Source organism: Microbacterium sp. Leaf179 (assembly GCF_001423785.1).
In the GTDB taxonomy this organism is placed as follows: domain Bacteria; phylum Actinomycetota; class Actinomycetes; order Actinomycetales; family Microbacteriaceae; genus Microbacterium.
Genome location: NZ_LMPH01000004.1, coordinates 285,822 through 304,179, shown reverse-complemented (window position 1 = coordinate 304,179; position 18,358 = coordinate 285,822). Strand labels below are relative to the sequence as shown.

The 18,358-nt window shown below is 67.7% G+C and carries 22 protein-coding genes, 2 tRNA genes and 1 other RNA gene; 19 read left to right on the top strand and 6 right to left on the bottom strand.

What is annotated here, in order from left to right; translation table 11 throughout:
• Window positions 1–55 precede the first annotated feature (55 nt).
• Both ASF96_RS14795 and aceE read right to left on the bottom strand, forming a co-directional pair.
• Window positions 56–1,225 carry a PucR family transcriptional regulator gene (locus ASF96_RS14795; RefSeq protein ID WP_055837903.1) on the bottom strand — a complete coding sequence of 390 codons (1,170 nt, stop codon included), beginning with the start codon at window positions 1,223–1,225 and terminating at the stop codon, window positions 56–58.
• A gap of 157 nt (window positions 1,226–1,382) precedes the next feature.
• Window positions 1,383–4,109, bottom strand: coding sequence for a pyruvate dehydrogenase (acetyl-transferring), homodimeric type (aceE, locus tag ASF96_RS14790; RefSeq protein WP_055940352.1), 2,727 nt, complete (start codon window positions 4,107–4,109; stop codon window positions 1,383–1,385).
• A gap of 214 nt (window positions 4,110–4,323) precedes the next feature.
• Between aceE and ASF96_RS14785 the strand changes: the two genes are divergently transcribed.
• Entirely contained in the window at window positions 4,324–5,019 is a 696-nt protein-coding gene (locus ASF96_RS14785) for a DUF1345 domain-containing protein (RefSeq protein ID WP_055837129.1), read from the top strand.
• A 6-nt stretch (window positions 5,020–5,025) separates the two neighbouring features.
• On the opposite strand, the gene ASF96_RS14780 is transcribed toward ASF96_RS14785, so the two are convergent.
• Window positions 5,026–5,098 (bottom strand) — tRNA-Val (locus ASF96_RS14780).
• 94 nt (window positions 5,099–5,192) lie between these two features.
• On the opposite strand from ASF96_RS14780, the gene ASF96_RS14775 reads away from it, so the two are divergent.
• From ASF96_RS14775 to rnpB, 3 genes are all read left to right on the top strand, one after another.
• Window positions 5,193–5,921, top strand: a complete 729-nt coding sequence (locus tag ASF96_RS14775; RefSeq protein WP_055837130.1) for a zinc ribbon domain-containing protein — start codon at window positions 5,193–5,195, stop codon at window positions 5,919–5,921.
• Between the two features lie 15 nt (window positions 5,922–5,936).
• Window positions 5,937–7,643: a bifunctional 3'-5' exonuclease/DNA polymerase gene (locus tag ASF96_RS14770; protein WP_055940350.1), complete on the top strand. Its 1,707-nt coding sequence runs from the start codon at window positions 5,937–5,939 to the stop codon at window positions 7,641–7,643.
• Window positions 7,644–7,728: 85 nt separating this feature from the next.
• Window positions 7,729–8,100, top strand: an RNA gene (gene rnpB, locus ASF96_RS14970) — RNase P RNA component class A.
• Between the two features lie 24 nt (window positions 8,101–8,124).
• Here rnpB and ASF96_RS14765 read toward each other — a convergent pair.
• A complete protein-coding gene (locus tag ASF96_RS14765; protein WP_235560623.1) occupies window positions 8,125–9,105 on the bottom strand; it encodes a tyrosine-type recombinase/integrase in 981 nt (326 codons plus the stop codon).
• 158 nt (window positions 9,106–9,263) lie between these two features.
• Window positions 9,264–9,935, bottom strand: coding sequence for a helix-turn-helix domain-containing protein (locus ASF96_RS14760; RefSeq protein ID WP_055940345.1), 672 nt, complete (start codon window positions 9,933–9,935; stop codon window positions 9,264–9,266).
• 108 nt (window positions 9,936–10,043) lie between these two features.
• On the opposite strand from ASF96_RS14760, the gene ASF96_RS17070 reads away from it, so the two are divergent.
• The 12 genes from ASF96_RS17070 to ASF96_RS14710 all read left to right on the top strand — a co-directional run bounded on the left by ASF96_RS17070 (window position 10,044) and on the right by ASF96_RS14710 (window position 15,423).
• Complete coding sequence (locus ASF96_RS17070; RefSeq protein WP_156458887.1) at window positions 10,044–10,229, top strand: DNA-binding protein; 186 nt, start codon at window positions 10,044–10,046, stop codon at window positions 10,227–10,229.
• A gap of 74 nt (window positions 10,230–10,303) precedes the next feature.
• Window positions 10,304–11,131, top strand: a complete 828-nt coding sequence (locus ASF96_RS14755) for a hypothetical protein (protein WP_055940343.1) — start codon at window positions 10,304–10,306, stop codon at window positions 11,129–11,131.
• Window positions 11,128–11,403, top strand: coding sequence for a hypothetical protein (locus tag ASF96_RS14750; protein WP_055940341.1), 276 nt, complete (start codon window positions 11,128–11,130; stop codon window positions 11,401–11,403). Before ASF96_RS14755 ends, ASF96_RS14750 begins: the two co-directional genes overlap by 4 nt.
• A gap of 1 nt (window position 11,404) precedes the next feature.
• Complete coding sequence (locus ASF96_RS14745) at window positions 11,405–12,277, top strand: hypothetical protein (RefSeq protein ID WP_055940339.1); 873 nt, start codon at window positions 11,405–11,407, stop codon at window positions 12,275–12,277.
• 32 nt (window positions 12,278–12,309) lie between these two features.
• Complete coding sequence (locus ASF96_RS14740; protein ID WP_235560622.1) at window positions 12,310–12,621, top strand: hypothetical protein; 312 nt, start codon at window positions 12,310–12,312, stop codon at window positions 12,619–12,621.
• Complete coding sequence (locus tag ASF96_RS17065; RefSeq protein WP_156458886.1) at window positions 12,621–12,764, top strand: hypothetical protein; 144 nt, start codon at window positions 12,621–12,623, stop codon at window positions 12,762–12,764. Before ASF96_RS14740 ends, ASF96_RS17065 begins: the two co-directional genes overlap by 1 nt.
• Entirely contained in the window at window positions 12,761–13,144 is a 384-nt protein-coding gene (locus ASF96_RS17190; RefSeq protein ID WP_055940335.1) for a hypothetical protein, read from the top strand. The genes ASF96_RS17065 and ASF96_RS17190 overlap by 4 nt, the downstream gene beginning before the upstream one ends.
• A gap of 41 nt (window positions 13,145–13,185) precedes the next feature.
• Window positions 13,186–13,258, top strand: a tRNA-Arg gene (locus ASF96_RS14730).
• A 24-nt stretch (window positions 13,259–13,282) separates the two neighbouring features.
• A complete protein-coding gene (locus ASF96_RS14725; RefSeq protein ID WP_055940333.1) occupies window positions 13,283–13,540 on the top strand; it encodes a hypothetical protein in 258 nt (85 codons plus the stop codon).
• Window positions 13,537–13,767 carry a hypothetical protein gene (locus ASF96_RS14720; protein ID WP_055940330.1) on the top strand — a complete coding sequence of 77 codons (231 nt, stop codon included), beginning with the start codon at window positions 13,537–13,539 and terminating at the stop codon, window positions 13,765–13,767. The genes ASF96_RS14725 and ASF96_RS14720 overlap by 4 nt, the downstream gene beginning before the upstream one ends.
• A gap of 14 nt (window positions 13,768–13,781) precedes the next feature.
• Window positions 13,782–14,561 (top strand): hypothetical protein, encoded by a 780-nt coding sequence (locus ASF96_RS14715; RefSeq protein ID WP_055940329.1) that lies wholly within the window; start codon window positions 13,782–13,784, stop codon window positions 14,559–14,561.
• A gap of 211 nt (window positions 14,562–14,772) precedes the next feature.
• Window positions 14,773–15,423, top strand: coding sequence for a polymer-forming cytoskeletal protein (locus ASF96_RS14710; protein ID WP_055940327.1), 651 nt, complete (start codon window positions 14,773–14,775; stop codon window positions 15,421–15,423).
• Here ASF96_RS14710 and ASF96_RS14705 read toward each other — a convergent pair.
• The gene (locus ASF96_RS14705) at window positions 15,420–15,839 is read right to left on the bottom strand and encodes a DUF732 domain-containing protein (RefSeq protein ID WP_156458885.1); all 420 of its coding nucleotides are present in this window, start codon (window positions 15,837–15,839) and stop codon (window positions 15,420–15,422) included. The genes ASF96_RS14710 and ASF96_RS14705 overlap by 4 nt on opposite strands.
• Before the next feature lie 68 nt (window positions 15,840–15,907).
• Between ASF96_RS14705 and ASF96_RS14700 the strand changes: the two genes are divergently transcribed.
• From ASF96_RS14700 to ASF96_RS17455, 3 genes are all read left to right on the top strand, one after another.
• Window positions 15,908–17,218, top strand: coding sequence for a hypothetical protein (locus ASF96_RS14700; protein WP_156458884.1), 1,311 nt, complete (start codon window positions 15,908–15,910; stop codon window positions 17,216–17,218).
• 302 nt (window positions 17,219–17,520) lie between these two features.
• On the top strand, window positions 17,521–17,970 hold the full coding sequence (locus tag ASF96_RS14695; protein WP_055940321.1) for a DUF6176 family protein: 450 nt from the start codon (window positions 17,521–17,523) through the stop codon (window positions 17,968–17,970).
• Window positions 17,971–18,025: 55 nt separating this feature from the next.
• Window positions 18,026–18,316 (top strand): hypothetical protein, encoded by a 291-nt coding sequence (locus ASF96_RS17455; RefSeq protein WP_235560621.1) that lies wholly within the window; start codon window positions 18,026–18,028, stop codon window positions 18,314–18,316.
• Window positions 18,317–18,358 lie beyond the last annotated feature (42 nt).

The window sequence follows — 18,358 nt, the reverse complement described above, 5'->3', positions numbered from 1 at the left end:
GGGGTTCTGGAGATATCGACACAGAAATACGGCGTGTCTTTGTGCGCGCCGTGCATCAGCGCGGCAGAGAGGAGCGCCGACCGGCGGGTCCGCGTCGACGCGTGGCGTCGGTTCCGATCGATCCGAGGATCAACGCGGTCTGCAGGATGAGCGCCTCGCGGGGGCCCGTGGCATCCCATCCGATGACCTCCGACACCCTCTTGAGGCGGTACCGCACGGTGTTGGGGTGTACGTAGAGCTCGCGCGCGGTGGCCTCGAGAGACCGACCGTTGTCGAGGTAGCTCCAGAGCGTGGCGACCAGGTCGGCACTGTGCGCCTGCAGGGGGCGGTAGACGCGCTCCACCAGCGTCTGCTTCGCCACGGCGTCGCCGGCGAGGGCCCGCTCGGGCAGAAGGTCGTCGGCCTCGACGGGGCGGGGGGCGTTCCGCCACGCGCGCGCGACGGCGAATCCCGCCAGCGCGGCGCGGGCACTCTGTCCCGCGTCGACGAGAGCGGCGACGGGAGGACCGAGCACGAGGTGCCCCGTGCCGAAGCCGGGCTCGAGGCGCTTGGCGATCTCGGTGAAGGCGAGCTCGGTGACCTCGTCACCCCCGCGGGCGGGGAGGTCGGCGCGTCCGAGCACCAGTACGAGCCGCGACCCCTGCACGCCGATGAGCACGTCGACGCCGAGCTTGCGCGCGGTGCGGCGCACCTGGTCGACGTCGAACTGCGGGGGAGTCGTGCCCACCAGCACGGCGACCTCGCCGTGGCCATGCCAGCCGAGGGCCGCGATGCGGCTGGGGAGCTCGTCATCGGCTTCGCCGGTGAGGATCGAGTCGACGACGAGGGCTTCGAGCCGGGCGTCCCAGAGGCCTCGGGCTTCGGCTGCGCGGGCGTACACGTCGGCCGCGGCGAACGCCACCTCGCGCGAGTAGAGGAGCATGGCCTCGCGCACGGTCTTGCTGCGCCCGGCGACGCGTTCCTCCATGACCTCGACGGTCACGCGTACCAGCTGCAGCGTCTGGGTGAGGCTGACGCTGCGCAACAGCTCGCGGGGGGCGGCGGCGAAGATGTCGGACGCGATCGCGGGGGTCTGCGCCGGATCTTCGACCCACTGGGTGAACGAGGTGATGCCGGCCTGGGCGACGAGCCCGACGGCCGAGCGGCGCGCCGGGGGCATGCCGGCGTACCAGGGGAGCGTGTCTTCGAGGCGCTGGATGGTCGCCGTGGCGAGGTCGCCCGAGATGCGGCGGAGCCACGCGAGGGTCTCCGCCTTGTCGCGCGCGACGCGGTCGGTGCCGGCGGGCGCGGCGCCGGTCTCGCCACCGCCGGAGGAAACGCGATCGGGACCGGCCCCACCCGAAAGGGCGGGGCCGGTCCCGATCTCCGGATCGCTCACGCGATCAGGCCTCGCCACCCGCGTTACCGCTGGTGCCGGCGTTGACGTCGTGCAGACGGTACTTCTCGATCGCCTGTCCGACGACGGCGCGATCGACCTTGCCCTCTTCGGCCAGCGCCTGCAGGGCGCGAACGGCGAGCGAGGGGCCGTCGATCTTGAAGAAGCGACGGGCCGCGGCGCGCGTGTCCGAGAAGCCGAAGCCGTCGGCACCGAGCGTCCAGTAGTTCTGCGGAACCCACTGGCGGATCTGGTCCTGGACGGCGTGCATCCAGTCGCTCACGGCGACGACCGGGCCCTCGGCCTCTTTCAGCTTGTCGGTGAGGTAGGCCACGCGCGGCTCCTCTTCGGGGTGCAGGAAGTTGTGCTCGTCGGCGGCCAGGCCGTCGCGGCGCAGCTCGGTCCACGAGGTGACCGACCACACGTCGGCGACCACGCCCCAGTCGTCCTTCAGCAGGCGCTGGGCCTCGTGCGCCCACGGCACACCGACACCCGACGCGAGGAGCTGCGTGCGGGGGCCATCGCCCTCGCCGGAGGAGATGTGGTGGATGCCGCGGACGATGCCGTCGACATCAACGCCCTCGGGCTCGGCCGGCTGCACGTAGGGCTCGTTGTAGACCGTCATGTAATACATGACGTTCGGGTCGGGGTGGTTGCCGCCGTACATGCGCTCGATACCCGAACGCACGATGTGCGAGATCTCGTAGCCGTAGGCGGGGTCGTACGACACGGTCGCCGGGTTGGTGGACGCCAGCAGCTGCGAGTGTCCGTCGGCGTGCTGCAGGCCCTCGCCCGTCAGCGTCGTGCGACCGGCGGTCGCGCCGATGATGAAGCCGCGCGCCATCTGGTCGCCCGCCGCCCACTGGGCGTCGCCCGTGCGCTGGAAGCCGAACATCGAGTAGAAGACGTAGACCGGGATGAGCGGCTCGCCGTGCGTGGAGTACGCCGTTCCCGCAGCGGTGAACGCCGCGAGTGCGCCGGCCTCGTTGATGCCGACGTGGATGATCTGCCCCTGCGGGCTCTCCTTGTACGCCAGCAGCAGCTCGCGGTCGACCGAGGTGTAGTGCTGGCCCTTGGGGTTGTAGATCTTCGCCGTCGGGAAGTACGCGTCCATACCGAACGTGCGCGCCTCGTCGGGAATGATCGGCACGATGCGGTGACCGAAGTCCTTCACCCGCAGCAGGTCTTTGAGCAGACGCACGAACGCCATGGTCGTGGCGATCTCCTGCGTGCCCGAGCCCTTCTTGGGCAGCGCGTACGCGGCATCGCCGGGCAGTTCCAGGCCGACGTGCGTCGTGCGACGCTCGGGCAGGAAGCCGCCGAGCGCGCGACGACGCTCGAGCATGTACTGGATCGTCTCGTCCTGCTCACCGGGGGTGTAGTACGGCGGCTGGTACGGGTTCTCTTCGAGCTGCGCGTCGGTGACCGGGATGTCCATCGCGTCGCGGAACGACTTGAGGTCGTCGAGCGTCAGCTTCTTCATCTGGTGCGTGGCGTTGCGGCCCTCGAAGTGGGGACCGAGGCCGTAGCCCTTGATGGTCTTGGCGAGGATGACCGTCGGCTGGCCCTTGTGCTCCTTGGCCGCCTTGAACGCGGCGAACACCTTGCGGTAGTCGTGGCCACCGCGCTTGAGGTTCCAGACCTGGTCGTCGGTGAAGTCCTTGACCAGCTCGAGGGCGCGAGGGTCGCGGCCGAAGAAGTTCTCGCGCACGTAGGCGCCGTTCTCGGCCTTGTAGGTCTGGTAGTCGCCGTCGGGGGTGCTGTTCATGAGGTTGAGCAGCGCGCCCTCGGTGTCGCGGGCGAGCAGGTCGTCCCACTCGCGGCCCCAGACGACCTTGATGACGTTCCAGCCGGCACCGCGGAAGAAGCTCTCGAGCTCCTGGATGATCTTGCCGTTGCCGCGGACGGGTCCGTCGAGGCGCTGGAGGTTGCAGTTGACGATGAACGTCAGGTTGTCGAGGCCCTCGTTGGCCGCGACCTGCAGCTGACCGCGGCTCTCGACCTCGTCCATCTCGCCGTCGCCGAGGTAGGCCCAGACGTGCGAGTCGCCCACGTCTTTGATGCCGCGGTTCGAGATGTACTTGTTCGACATCGCCTGGTAGATGGCGTTGATCGGGCCGAGACCCATCGAGACCGTCGGGAACTGCCAGAACTCCGGCATGAGACGGGGGTGCGGGTACGAGGGGATGCCGTTGGGCGCCTGCGACTTCTCCTGGCGGAAGCCGTCGAGCTGCGCCTCGGTGAGGCGGCCCTCGAGGTAGGCGCGGGCGTAGGCACCGGGGGAGGCGTGGCCCTGGATGAAGATCTGGTCGCCGCCCGAGGGGTCGTCGAGACCGCGGAAGAAGTGGTTGAAACCGACTTCGTACAGGGCGGCTGACGAGGCGTAGGTCGAGATGTGCCCGCCGACACCGATCCCGGGGCGCTGAGCGCGGTGCACGGTGACCGCGGCGTTCCAGCGGATCCACTTGCGGTAGCGGCGTTCGAGCTCCTCATCACCGGGGAACTCGGGCTCGTTCTTGCGCGCGATGGTGTTGATGTAGTCGGTGGTCGGAACCATCGGCACATTGAGGTGCAGTTCCTTGGAGCCCTTGAGCAGGCTCAGCATGATCTCGCGGGCGCGAGCCGGACCCTTCGCCTGGACGAGCTGTCGCAGGGATTCCTGCCACTCCCCGGTCTCTTCCGGGTCGCTGTCCTGCGGCCCCTGCGAATACGGATCCTGGTCGTGAACAGTCACGGAAGACCTTTCGTCGTCTGGCAGGTCATGCCAGAGAATCGCCATAAAAGTGCGGCAACCCTTGTTCGCTCCGCACAATCAACCAGCGTCCAGCCTAGCGAGTCTCAACGACATCGGCTGTTCATGAAGACCGAGTCGACTCTCTCGGTTGCTCGGTTGCTCGGATGCCTCGATGTCGAGCATCCGTGATCGGGCAGAGGAATACCCTGAGCGCGTGAACACGCACGATCGCGCGGGATTCCGCACACGCCCCGAGCACCGGTGGCCCGTGCTGATCGCCCTGGCGGTGGGCACGGGGCTCTACGCCGTCCTCCCGAGCGACGCCTCCGGCATCCTGCGCTACGTGGTCGTGATCGCGGGTGTGCTGTGCGCGATCCCCATGGTGGTGACCAACCCGGCGCGGCTCACCCGGGAATCACGCGTGGGGCGCGGCTTCGCTCTCGCCTTCACCGCGGTGCTGCTGCTCGCGAACCAGGTGGCGCTCCTTCTGCTCGTCCAGCAGCTGCTGCGCGGAGAGGGGAGTGGGGCGACCACCCTGCTCGGCGCGGCGCAGGTGTGGGCGATCAACGTCATCGGTTACGCCGTCGTCTACTGGGAGATGGACCGCGGCGGTCCCATCGCCCGGCGCCGCGACGCGCGCGACGCCCTGCCCGCGGCGGACTTCCAGTTCCCCCAGGACTCCGACCGCGACGCGGTGAGCGAGGTGGCCCGCCGCTCGTCCGACGTCGAGGACTGGGCGCCCGGCTACGTGGACTACCTGTACTTCTCGGCATCCAACGCCATGGCCTTCAGCCCCACCGACGTGATGCCGCTGAGCAGCCGCGCGAAGGTGTTCATGATGGTGCAGGCCATCTCGGGCTTCATCCTGCTCGCGCTGGTGATCTCGCGCAGCGTGAACATCCTGAACTGAGTGCGGTGGGCCCTGCCGGGATCGAACCGACGACATCCACGGTGTAAACGTGGCGCTCTACCAGCTGAGCTAAAGGCCCGGGATGCCATGAGTCTACGAGCCTTCGCGCATCGGATGTGCATCGGCGGCGGCCGCGGCTACGGATGTCGGACCCCCGGGGTAGCGTGGGTCCTGTGAATGCCGACCCCGCCGACCAGCGCAAACTGCTCGATCTCGCCGATCTCGATGCCCGCATCCTCCGTGATCAGCACCTGTCGGCGAACCCTCCGCAGGCTCCGCGCGTGCGGGAGCTGCTGGCGCAGCGCGCGACGCTCTCGCAAGAGCTGTCGGCGCGGGCCAACGCGCGTGACGACATCACCGCAGAGATCGCGCGGCTCGAGTCCGATGTCGCCGTGGTCGACGCCCGCATCGCCCGCGACACCCAGCGTCTCGCCGCCGCGACCAACCCCAAGCAGGCGCAGGGCTTCGAGAGCGAGCTCACCTCCCTCAACCGCCGCAAGGGCGATCTCGAAGACATGGAGATCGCGCTCATGGAGCGCCTCGAGACGGCCGATGCCGCGATCGCCGAGCAAGAGACCGTGATCGCCGAGACCAACGCCCTCGGCGCCGAGCTCAGTGCCGAGGCCAAGACCGTCGTCGCCGACGCCACGACGCGTCTCGAAGGTGCCCGCCGCGACCGTGACGCCGTCGCGGCCTCGGTCCCCGCCGCGCTCCTCGCGCTCTACGAACGCCTCGCCTCGCGCGGCAACGGCGCGGGCCTGCTCCGCGCCGGCGCCTGCGAAGCCTGCCGCATGGTGATCCCGCCGAGCGACATCGCGACGATCCGACGCGCGCAGACCGACGACGTCGTGTTCTGCCCCGAGTGCGGCGCCATCCTCGTCCGCACCGAAGAATCGCGGTGACCCCCGCCGACGTCCGTGGCGTCTGACACGGTCGTCGTCGGACGCGCGGTCTCGGGCAAGATCGCCCTGATCGACCTCGATGCCGAGGCGGCACCGGTCCGCACGACCGAGGTCACCCGAGACGCTCTGGCCGCGACCGTCGCCGCGCGTGAGGCGGCCGGCGACGTCCGATGGATCTGGTCCGACACGCCCACCTGGTACGGACCGCTCCTGACCGCGGGAGTACGGGTCGCACGCGCGTGGGACCTCCGGCTCGTACACGTCCTGCTCCGCGACGCCGCGGCGATCGACGCCGACCACGGCCTGCGCGATGCGCGGCACTGGGATGCCGCCGCCGCGGCCCCCGAGAACGACGACACGCTCTTCGACCTCGGCGACGCGGCATCCGGTCTGCCCGACACCGCCGTCGAGGCGCTGGCGGAGTACCGACGTCAGCGCGCGGCACTCGACGGCTCACCGGGGGCGGGGTCGCTCCGGCTGCTCTGCGCCGCCGAATCGGCCGGCGCGCTCATCGCCGTCGAGTTGCACGCCGTCGGTGTGCCGTGGAGCGTCGAGGCGCACGAGCGGATCCTGCACGACGAGCTCGGCCCCCGGCACGGTGGCGGCCTGCCCGCCCGCATCGAGCAGACCGCGGCGGCGGTGCGCGCGGCCCTCGGCGATCCCTCGGTGTCGCTGGACTCCCACCCGCGTCTGCTGCGGTCGCTGCACCGCGCCGGTCTGCTCGTCGAATCGACAAGTCGGTGGGAGCTGAGCGAGCACGACCATCCGGTGGTCGCCCCGCTCATCGCCTACAAGAAGCAGATGCGGCTCTACACGGCGAACGGCTGGGCCTGGCTGGCCGAGTGGGTGCGCGACGGCCGCTTCCGCCCCGTCTACGTGCCCGGCGGTGTCGTGACCGGGCGGTGGGCGTCGTCGGGCGGCGGTGCTCTGCAGATCCCTCGGCAACTGCGCACCGCCGTGCGGGCGGACCCCGGCTGGACGCTCGTGACGGCCGACGTCGCGCAGCTCGAACCGCGGGTGCTCGCGGCCATGGCGCGCGACACGGCGCTGGCCGAGGCGGCATCCGGTCGCGATCTATACGCGGGCATCGTCGACACTGGGGCCGTGGCCAGCCGCCCCGAGGCCAAGCTCGCGATGCTGGGGGCGATGTACGGCGCGACCACGGGCGAGAGCGGTCGCCTGCTGCCGCGCCTGCGGCGCACCTTCCCCCGCGCCATGCGCCTCGTCGACGACGCCGCGCGCACAGGAGAAGACGGTGGGCTCGTGCACACCTGGCTCGGGCGCACGTCACCCACGGCGGGCGAGGACTGGCGGGCGGTGCAGTCCCGTGCGAGCGATGCCGAGGCGTCGGGGGTCGACGAGACGCGGGCCCGGCGCTCCGCTCGGGACCGCGGACGCTTCACCCGTAACTACGTCGTGCAGGGCACCGCGGCGGAGTGGGCGTTGGCCTGGCTCGCCGACCTGCGCGCGCGCCTGGCGACGATCCCCGCGGTGGATGCCGCCGACGCGGCGCCCGCGTCGGGACCGGTGTTCGACCGGGTGCCGCACCTGGCGTTCTTCCTGCACGACGAGATCGTCGTCCACACCCCCGCGGTGCACGCCGACGCGGTCGCCGACGCCGTCCGTGCCTCCGCCGCGTCGGCGGGGCGACTGCTCTTCGGCGCGTTCCCGATCGACTTCCCGCTCGATCTGCGCATCTCGGAGACGGCCGAGAAGGGCTGAGCCATAGCCCGGATCGCCCGGGGTCGGCCCGACCGAGGCGGCGGCGGGGCGACGGCGGACCCGCCGGTAGACTGGATGATGCGAATGGGTCGGCTGGACGGTCGCGTCACGGGTTCGCCCGTGCCGAGGAACGTCCGGGCTCCACAGGGCAGGACGGTGGGTAACGCCCACCCGGAGCAATCCGCGAGACAGTGCCACAGAGAGTAGACCGCCCGCACCGCACTCGTCGTGGAGCGGGTAAGGGTGAAAGGGTGGTGTAAGAGACCACCGGGGTCGTGGTGACACGACTCGCGAGGTAAACCTCGTCCGGAGCAAGGCCAGACAGGGGATGTTGACGCGGCTCGCCGAGTCCCCGGGTAGGCCGCTGGAGTGGCACGGCAACGTGTCGCCGAGAGAGATGACCGTCCACGGGGCTTCGGCCCCCGGACAGAACCCGGCGTACAGGCCGGCCCATTCGCACAACCGCCCCTGACCAGGTGTTTTAGCTTGTAGATTGTTCGTCAGTCCGCGGGGAGTCCGCAGGAGCTCCGAGAACGGTGTCGACAGCCTCCCGCGTGCGGTCGTCCGAGTCCGCCCACATGTGCCCGTAGGTGTCGAGCGTCTCGGTCGCCGACTTGTGCCCGAGACGCCCCTGCACGGTCTTGACGCTCTCGCCGTACCGGATGAGCAGGCTCGCGTAATAGTGCCTCAGCGCGTGCATCCCGGTCCCCGTCGCTGCCGTCAGCCCCGCGGCCTTCGCCGCCGGCCGCCAGAGGTGCCCGAAGCGCTGCCGGGTGATGCCCCTGCCGTCGATCGCGAACAGCAGACCATCGTCCTCGACATCGCGCTCCGCCAGGTGAACGTTCAGCGCCTCGACGACGACACGGGGGAGTGGGATTGAACGGTAGGACGCGCCTGTCTTGAGTGGCCCGAATGCCGTGTCACCGCCCTGCATGGTCACTAGCTGTCGATCGACGGTGACCTCGGGATTTTGCCCACGTAGACGGAGTCGGTCGCGAGTGAGGCCCAGCACCTCGCCCTGACGCATGCCCGTCCCCGCCGTCAGGATGACGAGCGCGCGCAGATCCCGCGGGACGGCGCCACTCAGGGCGTCAACCTGCGCCGTCGTGAGCGGCTGCAGGCGCGTCTTCACGACCTCGGGGAGCGCGATTCCGTCGCAGGGCGTGGACCCGATCTTGCGATCGCGTACGGCAGCACGGAAGACGGATGCGACGACGGTATACACGACGCCCACGGTGGCCGGCGCGAGGGTTCCGGTGAGCCCCTTCACCCATCCCTGCACGGTCGTGCGGAGGACGCTACCCAGGGGTAGGTGTCCTAAGACGGGAAAAGCGTGGCGCTCAAGGTGGCTGCGATAGAGCTCGGCCGTGGTCGGCCGGTGCACCTGCGCGGACATCCACGTCTCGGCGTACTCCTGAAACGTGAGACGACCCGCCTTCGGGTCGACGTACTGACCCGTCACGACAGATGTCGTTACCTCATCGAGCCACCGTTGAGCGTCGCGCTTTAGTTTGAAATGGCGGGCGTGCTCTTTGCCGGAAGAGTCGCGGTAGCGCGCGCGCCACACCCCGTCGGGTCGCTGCCTGATGGATGCCAACTAGATCACGCCCAAGCAGGCCATCACCCGAATTCCCAATGCGACCAGCCTTCCTCGGTGCCGGGCGTCTGTCCTGGGTCGCCCCCTACCTTGCGGAACTGCGCCTCTAGCTCCGCGCATCGCTCGAACTCGAAGTCGTGTTGGCGCGCAAGGTACTGCATGCGATCATCGCCCGATCGCACCGTCAGCATCCGCACAGATTCACCCTCCGAGGCGCGGCCAGCGTCGAGGAGAACGGCGATCTGTCCGAGTTCCTCCTCGCCGCTTGCGCTGACAACTCGCAGACGGATGTCTGCCCGGAGGTTATCGAGACGACTGCGGGACGCAGCTAACAACCGCCCCACACTCAGAAGGTCTGACGTGAGCTCACCCGCCGGGGTTTCAAGCCAGAAGTCGGACCCGCCTGCGCCAACCAGGTTCTCGATCGCTTGAGCGACTGTCTCTTTGAGGCTCCCAAATGGAGCTGGCGAGAATGGTGACTCCACAGGGAAGACGATGGCTGCCGGCGCCACTCTGAGCGCTTCGCTGAGCGCAATCAACTCCGAGAACAGCAGGTCCGAACGTCTTCCACTTTCGATGTTCGCGATGATCGACCGCGTCAGGCCAGTCGCGTCAGCCAGCTTCTGGGCGCTCATTTTGTTCATCTGCCGGTAGCGCTTGATGCGCTCGCCTACTGTCTCCACGATTTCCACCATACAGACACAACAACGGTGGTAGTTGCGTCTTCAAGGCGAGCATGCTTTACTCACTCCACACAGTGCAATTCTGTCCGGGATTGCATCTCTCAGACACAAGGAGCAAGCATGGCAGCGACCCTCTCCGACATCCCGGAGTTCTATTTCTGTCCCGAAGTCGCGGGCAAGATCCGCAGAACTGAGGCGGCGGTGAGATGGCTCTGGCACACGGGAGCACTCAAATCTCGAGTCGTCGGTGGCCGTCGGATCAGCTCAGCCGAAGACATCGCGTCATTCCTCGATGGTGCAGCTTGACCAAAAAGAAAGCCCCCGCCGGCCAGGACGAGGGCAAGAACCAAACCACCACTCAGACAGCAGAAGGATCAGTCATGGAAACCCTACCGCAGATCACCGACATTCACGAGTCTCTGCGCCACCTGTTCTACGCAGACGGCGAGTTCGACATCCGCCAGGCCGACACCGTGCCCGCGCTGCTCCCCGAGGGCGACGCCCTCTGGATCGACCAGGACACCCCCCGCATCGAGAAGTCAGAAGCGATCGGCGACAACTTCTTCGTCATCCGCATCTTCGACCTGCACACCGGCGAGCAGCTCAACGACGGAGTAAAGCTCGGGATCGAGTGGTGGAAGCAGCAGATGGGCGACTACGACTACGCCCACTTTGGCCGCATGTTCCCGAACACCTACGTCGTCAACGAGGGACACCTGTTCGTCTCAGGCGGAATGTGGACAACCGAAGACCACCCCGACGAAGAGGGCATGGGGCGCTTCGTCTCGAGCTTCTCCGTCCGCGCCGAGGAGTACCGGCGCCGCGCCGAGTGGCTCGACTACCGGGCGGACTCCGTCGCCGCTGTACAGCCCGCCTGGGCACGTCCCGACGAGACGTGGGTAGACCCCGACGAGGGCGACACGATCGAGTTCGTCCGCACGGTCGGCACCGTCAAGATCGAGCAAGCCTTCCACGTGAACGGCGACAACTTCACACCCGACAGCGACGCCGAGGTGCGCGTCATCGCCGGCGCCACGGACTACGGCATCTTCGCCGGCACCGAGATCATGGACGTCGGCATGGACCTCATCCGTGCCGGCCAGATCCTCTACGGGCGCGGCAACGTCAGCGTCTCCATCTTCGAGATCGTCGCGAAGGAGCTCGGCGTCAGCCCCGGCGACGTCTACCTGCTCGGAGAGCAGTCTTGAACGCCGGGGCGACGGTAACGGTCCCCGCCGTCGACCCGTTCGACATCGAGTTCGCCGAAGAGGTCATCCACCTTTCCCACGACGTCGAGACGGGCGACACGGCCTCGATCTACGTCGAAGAGTTCAACGACCCCCACCTCAACCGCGGGAGCGCACGGGCGGTCGGTCTCCGCCTTCTCGCACTCGCTGACGAGTGGGATCGGATCGAGGCAAGGCCGAAGCTGCGCCGGCTTCCCGATGTGGACGAAGAGCTCCGGGAGCGCGACGTCTGACATGGGTTTCAAGGATGCCGAGTGGGCATACACCGTCGAGGGTCTGGATCTCGCGCAGAAGGCGGTTCTGGCCGCTGTGTGCATCCGGACGCTCGACGCCACCCACGAGACGTTCGTGAGTCAAGAGACCGTCGCCGCGATGCTCAGCGCGGCGGTCAAGACGGTGACCCGAAAGCTCGCCGAGCTCGAGGCCCTCGGCGTCATCGCGCGCGACAAGCGCCACGGCCCGAAGGGCTACCGCACCACCGACCTCATCACCGTGAACACCGCCTACACCGCTGTGGGCCTAGTAGGCGGAGTACCTACTAGGCCCACAGCCCGCAGGACTGAGAGTCCGGTAGGCCCGCAGGACTCACAGTCCTGTAGGTCAGACCCCTCCTATAGGACTCTCAGTCCCGACCTACAGGACTCTGAGTCCTCGCCTACCGGACTGAGAGTCCTAGCGATTAAAACCCAGGAGAAAACCCATATGAACACCCAGATATCCCCCATACCCCCAACGGGCGATCTGAACATCGAGAGCACTGATCCGTTCGACGATTTCTGGGCGGCGTGGCCGCGCAAGGTCGCGAAGCCAAACGCTCGCAAGGCGTGGGCGAAAGCAGTCAAGCGGTCGACCCCCGAAATCATCAACGCCGCGGCCGTCGCGTATCGGGACAACCCGCACCGCCCCTCCACCGAGTTCATTCCGCATCCGGCGACGTGGCTCAACCGCGATGGCTGGGACGACCCGCTCGACGGTCCCCGCAGCAACGGGCGCCCCACGCCGACAGACCGGGCTACGGCGATCGCGCGCGCCGGTCAGCAGCTCATCGCCTCCCGCGGTGGTATCGCGCCCGTGACGACCCTGCGACCGAAGGGGCTGGAAGGTTGAAGACCGACGAGCTCACGATGCTGCTCACCCGCATGGCCGTCGTCGATGGTCGCGATGTCGACGTGCTCACGCTCGAAGCGTGGGAACCACTCCTCAGCGACCTGGACTACGCCGACGCCGTCGAAGGGCTGAACACCCACTACCGGACGGACTCGCGCCGCCCCACGCCGGCGCACCTGCGAACCGCAGCCGAACACGCACGCCGCGACCGACTGTTCGCCGACGTCCGCACCCGTGACCAGTGCATCCCGCACCGCCACAGCCTCCACGATGAGCCCGGATCCTGCCGTGACCACCACGCCGACGGTGACCGCGACGACCGCTGCGAGAACGGGTGCTACTGATGCCCGTTCCGACCATCGGCGACCTGGTCACCGCACTCGTCGACGTCGACCGCAGCATTCCCATCACCCTCGGCATGGTCGAACGCGACTGGCCCGACGACGTCACCGAGATCGTCGACATGCTCACCCAGGAGGCCGAATGACCACCGACACACCATCCCGCGTCACCGACGTCACCACGGGCGAAGAGGTCGAGTTGGTGCCTGTCCCCGGGCAGCCCGGCATGGTGATGATCCGCGCCGAGCTAGAGCAGGCCATGGCGGACCGGTCCGCGGCCGACGACTACGACCGCCACACCACCGCCGTCGAGCAGTACGAGCGGCTCGGGAGGGCGATGGCGACGTGGCCGCCCCCGTGCGACACGGACCTCAGGTACGTCACCGAGGCGCTCCCTGCAGCCGATCGGCTCGAGATGCAGCAGACGTGCCTCACCCGGTGTCTCATCCGGGAGCAGTGCGACGCGTACGCCCGTCTCGCTCGCCCGCCGGCGGGCTTCTGGGCGGGAAGGGCCTACACATCCTGACCAGGCGCACCCCACCTCGCGTTTCGAACGCGGGGTGTCTCCCCCTTGTGGCTCAGCGGAAAGAGCGGCCCGCTTCTAACGGGATGGTCGCAGGTTCGAATCCTGCCGAGGGGACTCGCCGAATGAAAGGACAGAAACATGGCGGATCCGAACACCATCACCGCCCCCTCTCCCATCGCCCATTTGACCGCGAAGGGGTTCCCGACTCCACCGTGGTCGCGGGACGAGCACCTAATCGTCGGTGACGACGGACCCCGGTGGAACTACCGCACCACGCACCTGTCATCCCGGGGCGTCCAGGATCTGGCTTGGCTCCTGGTCGACGGGTGGGACGTGAACATCCAAGCCCGCGGCTCCCACACCATCATCCGCATCCACAGGAAGGCCACCGCATGACCGACAACGACGACGACACCTACCGCCCGCCCACCTTCTCCCGATCCGTGCTCGACGCCCTCTCTGACGGCGCAGACGACACCGACGGGGCCGAGGGAACCGGGAGCGCATCCAAGCCGCGCCAGGGCCTCAGCGCCCCCAAAGAGGGCCGCACCGTCACCGGGGGCGACACCACCCAGCACGACAAGCGCGAATGGCTCCGCGCGTTCAACGACCCCAACAACTGACAGACAGGAACACCATGCAGAACCAGCAGCTCCGCGCCCTCTTCGAGGCGATCAAGATCACCGGGTACAAGCTCCCGCCTGAACTGCTCGAGCACGAGGCCGACACTGAAAAGATCCAGAACGCCGCCCTTGCGATGCGCAACACCAGCACCGACTACGCCGCCCTCGCCCGCGCCTGGGCAACCGCGATCATCGAGGACCGCGACCCCATCACCGACCCCGACATCCTGAACGCGATCGTCGCGAACGTGCTAAACCAGGGAGACCTCAGCACCGCGGCCACCAGCGTCCACGAGCACGCCTTGATCGAGATGATCCCTGACCACCTGGACGGCATCATGGCCTCCCTCAAGGCCACAGCCGACCAGGCCGGTGAAACTCTCACCCAGGCCCACGACATCATCGGCACCGCCGAGCTTGGCGACCTCGCCCGCATTGCAGGCATGGGGCCCGCAGCCGTCACCGCCCGTGACGATGTGATCGAGAGCAACCGGGTACTGAGGGTCATCGATCGAGCGTGGCTCGCCATGCAGTCGATGACCCGCAAGCTGCCCGACATTCAGTGGCGCCTACGCATGGCCGACATGGACCTCGCCACCTACGAGAAGACCACGCACGCGAAGAAGGCCACAGACCTCGTGGTCAAGGGCGTGACCATCAACCTCGCAGCCGACGCATCCACCATCCGCGCGCGCCTCAACCGACTCGACGAGGAACGCGCAGCCCGCGACGGGGTGCAGCGCGACGTCGATGAGCGCGCCCGCGGCAAGTACAGCGTCGTCCCCCGAATCTGACCCCTTCGAACATATGTTCGACCCGGTGGGGGGAGGCCCCCCGAACCCCACCGGGAAAGGTCTCCGGGTATTGCCGATGTCTCTCCCCGGTCTTTTTCCACAATGCCACCAGGAGGGGTGAGGGCGACGTTCGAACGGGCGTTCCCTTGCCCCGCCTGGTCGGGCGGCCGATCCGCGGCCGTCTGAAACCACCACAGAAAGGACCATGAAAATGGTTGATGACCTCTCCGACTACTACTCCGAACTGCGCCGCCTCCGAAAAGATGTCGACCGGCTGCAGGTCGCAACGCCCCTGCAGAGCGCCTCGATCGGCAGTGGCGGCATCCGCGTCTACAACGGCGGCTACATCAAGATCGAGAACGGCGGCCTCGAGGTCAGCGGGTACGCGCAGATCTCCGGTGCGCTGCGCGGTGACGGGACGATCGACTGGACCGGCGACGTGGACTTCAGCGGCCCCGTCGAGATCACCGGAACCCTCGATGTCACCGCTGAAACCCGACTGCGCGGTGACACGACGATCGAGGGTCGCACCCGCCTGTTGAGCGAGCTCGAGGTGGAGGGCAAGATCAGCGCCGGCGACATGACCATGGACCCCGAAGTGTCGGGCGGTGCGCTCACCTTCGCCAACGGCGCCCAGGTGTTCACCGACGCGGACACCATCCAGGTGTTCAAGGGCAACGCGGTTGTCCAGGTCAGCGGCAGCTACGCCCGCATCCAGTACGGCGGCAACGTCGTCCAGATCGACGCGAACGGCATCCGCATGTCACCCGGCGCCGTTTCCCCGGTATCCGGGATGGGACTGCCCGCCGGCGTGATGATCCTCGGCGCGGACGGCTACGTCCTCAAGACGGACGGGAGCTAGGGGCATATGGTCTGTTTGGCGATAGCGCCGATTCTGGCGCTGTCCTGGTAGTACCCCGCCCCGTCTTTCTGCTCGCCGTCGATAACGGAAACCATTGTCGAGTCGGCCCCTCCGGCCATCTGTTCACAGGCTTTTTGAGCGGCGGCGAGCAGCTGCGTGTCCGAGGCGTTCGGGATCGACGTGTCATCCGGCAGAACGTCGCGGATCTTCACGAGGAACGCGCCCTCCGGCGTGTCAGGAGCCCCGTCAGCGTCTCCGGAGGGTGTCGCGGCGGTCAGCGGACCTTCTGACGCCGCAGGAGCGCTCACGGCGGGCTCATCGCTCGCGGCGGTCACATTCGCCGTCTCGGTCGCGGTGCAACCCGCCAGCAGGAGCAGAAGGGCGGCGCCGGCCGCGGGGATGACCGCACGATTCATGCCCGTCACCCTACTCACCTGAGTGTCGAAGTCACCACCCGCTACGAGGACGGAAGAGAATACCCGGTATGTCATTACTCGCGAGCGACACGAGCCAGCGCAACACCGACGCCCGCGACGAGCGGCATTGCATTCGCGGATGCGCCCGACAGCACTGGGCCGTCTGCGAGAACCTCGAGCCCGACGAGTTGGCGCGGCGCGCGCACGCCGAGGATGTCGGCGAGAGATACACCCCTCCGTGCAAGGGCTGCGCGCCGAGCGTATGCCGTGACCGGTCTCTCGTGTGCGACCAGTGTTGGGGGCGCGCGAGCAAGCTCCTCGACGACGCCCCCGAGCTCCTGACCCGCCTGCGCGGCATGACCGACGGCGGACAGTCCCGATGGAACTGGGACGCCGTCGTCACCACACGCTCACAGCCCGGCCCCCATGCCACCGGACGCGACGACGTCACCGACGCAATCCACGCGATCGAGACCACCCTCCGGTACTTCTCCGCCGGACTCGAGCAGCTGCAGAACAATCACGTCGCCATGGGATGGCTCGGCCCCCTCGTGCTCGACGACCACCCCGAGGATGACGACGGGGTGCGGGAGCGCTGGTCTCTCCGTGACGCTATGCGTCGATGGGGGCTCGAGAACCGGCACCGGTTCGTCCACCCCAACGCCGCCCGCCCGAACGCACCACACGGCTCCTACGCGCGGTATGACGACGAGGAGGAGCTAGGACCGGTCCGCGAATGGTTCAACCCGCTTCTGACGCTCGCGCAGGCCGCTGAGCGTGTGGGGCTCGGCGAGCGGGGCGTGCGGAAGTGGGTCGAGAAGGGCTACCTGACGCCCTCAGCAACCTCCCGCGGACACAAGGGTGTCGTCACGTCGTACTTCCACGCCTCCGCGGTTGACGCTGTGAACGCCGAGATGATGGGGCGCCGCAGCCGCAGCGCTCAGGAGCTCGACACAGACCGAGCACGCGCGCTGTTCGACTCCGGCATGACAGCAACGGCGATCGCCGCGGATCTCGGCGTGCACCGCGAACAGGTGTCCCTCTGGGCCAAGGGCGAGGGGCTGACGTTCGCTGGGCGGCTCAAGTTCGACCGGGCCCGCGCGCGCGAGCTGCACGACGCAGGCAGCACCCCCGCCGAGATCGCGGCCACGCTCGGCGTCGCCGTGGGCACCGTGAACGCCTGGCGCGCAAGATCCGGCCTCACCCGCAACCGCGCGGCATCCACTTTCGACACCGCCCGCGCCTGCGAACTGTACGACGCCGGCTACTCCACCCGCACCATGGCAGCAGAGCTCGGCGTCACCGCCTCCACCATCTCCAAATGGGGACAGCGGGAAGGACTCAATTTCGGCGCGGGGCGTGTCGCGAGGGGTTCCTGACTGAGTGGTTGTCTCGCGTGCCGGGGTGGCGCAGTCCGCAGGTAGTCCGCAGAACTCCCAATTGCCACCCAGCTCGCGCCGCAATTGACTGCACTCGATTTGCCGCCTGAGCAGGGATAACAACACCCCCCAGTATTTACCATCAAATGACGATATGACGTGAAACAGAACCCGGCGTACAGGCCGGCCCATTCGCCCCGCCGTAGCCCTAGGCCGTGTTGTGGAACACGGTTCTCTCCTGTGCCCAGCTATCTGAGGTGGCCTCAGCCGACCAGTGCAACCCGTGATGTCAGACTTGTCGGATGGTCGTCGAGAAGATCCCATTTCATCCGGTGGCACGAGACTTCGAGGGTTTCCCGATGCCCTCTTCCGTGCCGCCTGGAATGCGACTGGAACTCAGCCGCGCACCGATCGTGCCCGGCAAGGAAGCCGAACTCCAGGAATGGATGGACACGATCAACGACCGGTATCCCGAGCACCAGGAAGCACTATCGAACGAGCGCCAGCTCTTTGAGGCGACGTTCCGGAGCACCGAGGCAGACGGATCGACCTGGATCTATCACGTCAGCTTGATGGGGACTGAGTCTGCGGGGCTCGATGCGAGCTTGGGGCTGAGCGCCGAGCATGCGGCATACAGCGAGCGGGTAAAGCAGCCAGGGTGGGAGGAACTCACTCCCTTGTTCATGCTGACGCCCGACCATATTCAGAAGCAGATGATCCACTGGGCGGCGACCGGCAGAGAACGCGAGTAACTCATCCACTGGGGCCGATGCGCCAATGGAGTGTCGCGGCGAGGTAGAGCCCGGAGTGTTGGTTGCGCGCGAGCTTGTCCGAGCGCACGGCGATCCCGCGTCATTGCTTGAGCTTGTTGAAGCACCGCTTGACGACGTTGCGGCCGCGGTAACGAGCTCGCTGCTGGTCACCGAAGTCGATTGGTCGCCCGCGGCGCTTGCGGCGGTGAGCGATCTGATCGTCGCGCTCCGGCATCGTCGCGGCGATCTCGCGCTCGCGCAGCCACGCCCGGTTCGCCTTGGACAGACACTCTCGCCGCTCGGATCAGGTTTCCACAAGGGCGAGGTCAGCTCCCCCTGGGGGTGAAAGACGGGCCATTGGTCAAGGATCGGCTCCTCGTGTTTGGCA

Coding starts and splice junctions, on each gene's coding strand:
- ASF96_RS14760 (WP_055940345.1), bottom strand. CDS start 9,935: ATGGTGGAAATCGTGGAGACAGTAGGCGAGCGCATCAAGCGCTACCGG.
- ASF96_RS17070 (WP_156458887.1), top strand. CDS start 10,044: ATGGCAGCGACCCTCTCCGACATCCCGGAGTTCTATTTCTGTCCCGAA.
- ASF96_RS14755 (WP_055940343.1), top strand. CDS start 10,304: ATGGAAACCCTACCGCAGATCACCGACATTCACGAGTCTCTGCGCCAC.
- ASF96_RS14745 (WP_055940339.1), top strand. CDS start 11,405: ATGGGTTTCAAGGATGCCGAGTGGGCATACACCGTCGAGGGTCTGGAT.
- ASF96_RS14740 (WP_235560622.1), top strand. CDS start 12,310: ATGGCCGTCGTCGATGGTCGCGATGTCGACGTGCTCACGCTCGAAGCG.
- ASF96_RS17065 (WP_156458886.1), top strand. CDS start 12,621: ATGCCCGTTCCGACCATCGGCGACCTGGTCACCGCACTCGTCGACGTC.
- ASF96_RS17190 (WP_055940335.1), top strand. CDS start 12,761: ATGACCACCGACACACCATCCCGCGTCACCGACGTCACCACGGGCGAA.
- ASF96_RS14725 (WP_055940333.1), top strand. CDS start 13,283: ATGGCGGATCCGAACACCATCACCGCCCCCTCTCCCATCGCCCATTTG.
- ASF96_RS14720 (WP_055940330.1), top strand. CDS start 13,537: ATGACCGACAACGACGACGACACCTACCGCCCGCCCACCTTCTCCCGA.
- ASF96_RS14715 (WP_055940329.1), top strand. CDS start 13,782: ATGCAGAACCAGCAGCTCCGCGCCCTCTTCGAGGCGATCAAGATCACC.
- ASF96_RS14710 (WP_055940327.1), top strand. CDS start 14,773: ATGGTTGATGACCTCTCCGACTACTACTCCGAACTGCGCCGCCTCCGA.
- ASF96_RS14705 (WP_156458885.1), bottom strand. CDS start 15,839: ATGAATCGTGCGGTCATCCCCGCGGCCGGCGCCGCCCTTCTGCTCCTG.
- ASF96_RS14700 (WP_156458884.1), top strand. CDS start 15,908: ATGTCATTACTCGCGAGCGACACGAGCCAGCGCAACACCGACGCCCGC.
- ASF96_RS14695 (WP_055940321.1), top strand. CDS start 17,521: ATGGTCGTCGAGAAGATCCCATTTCATCCGGTGGCACGAGACTTCGAG.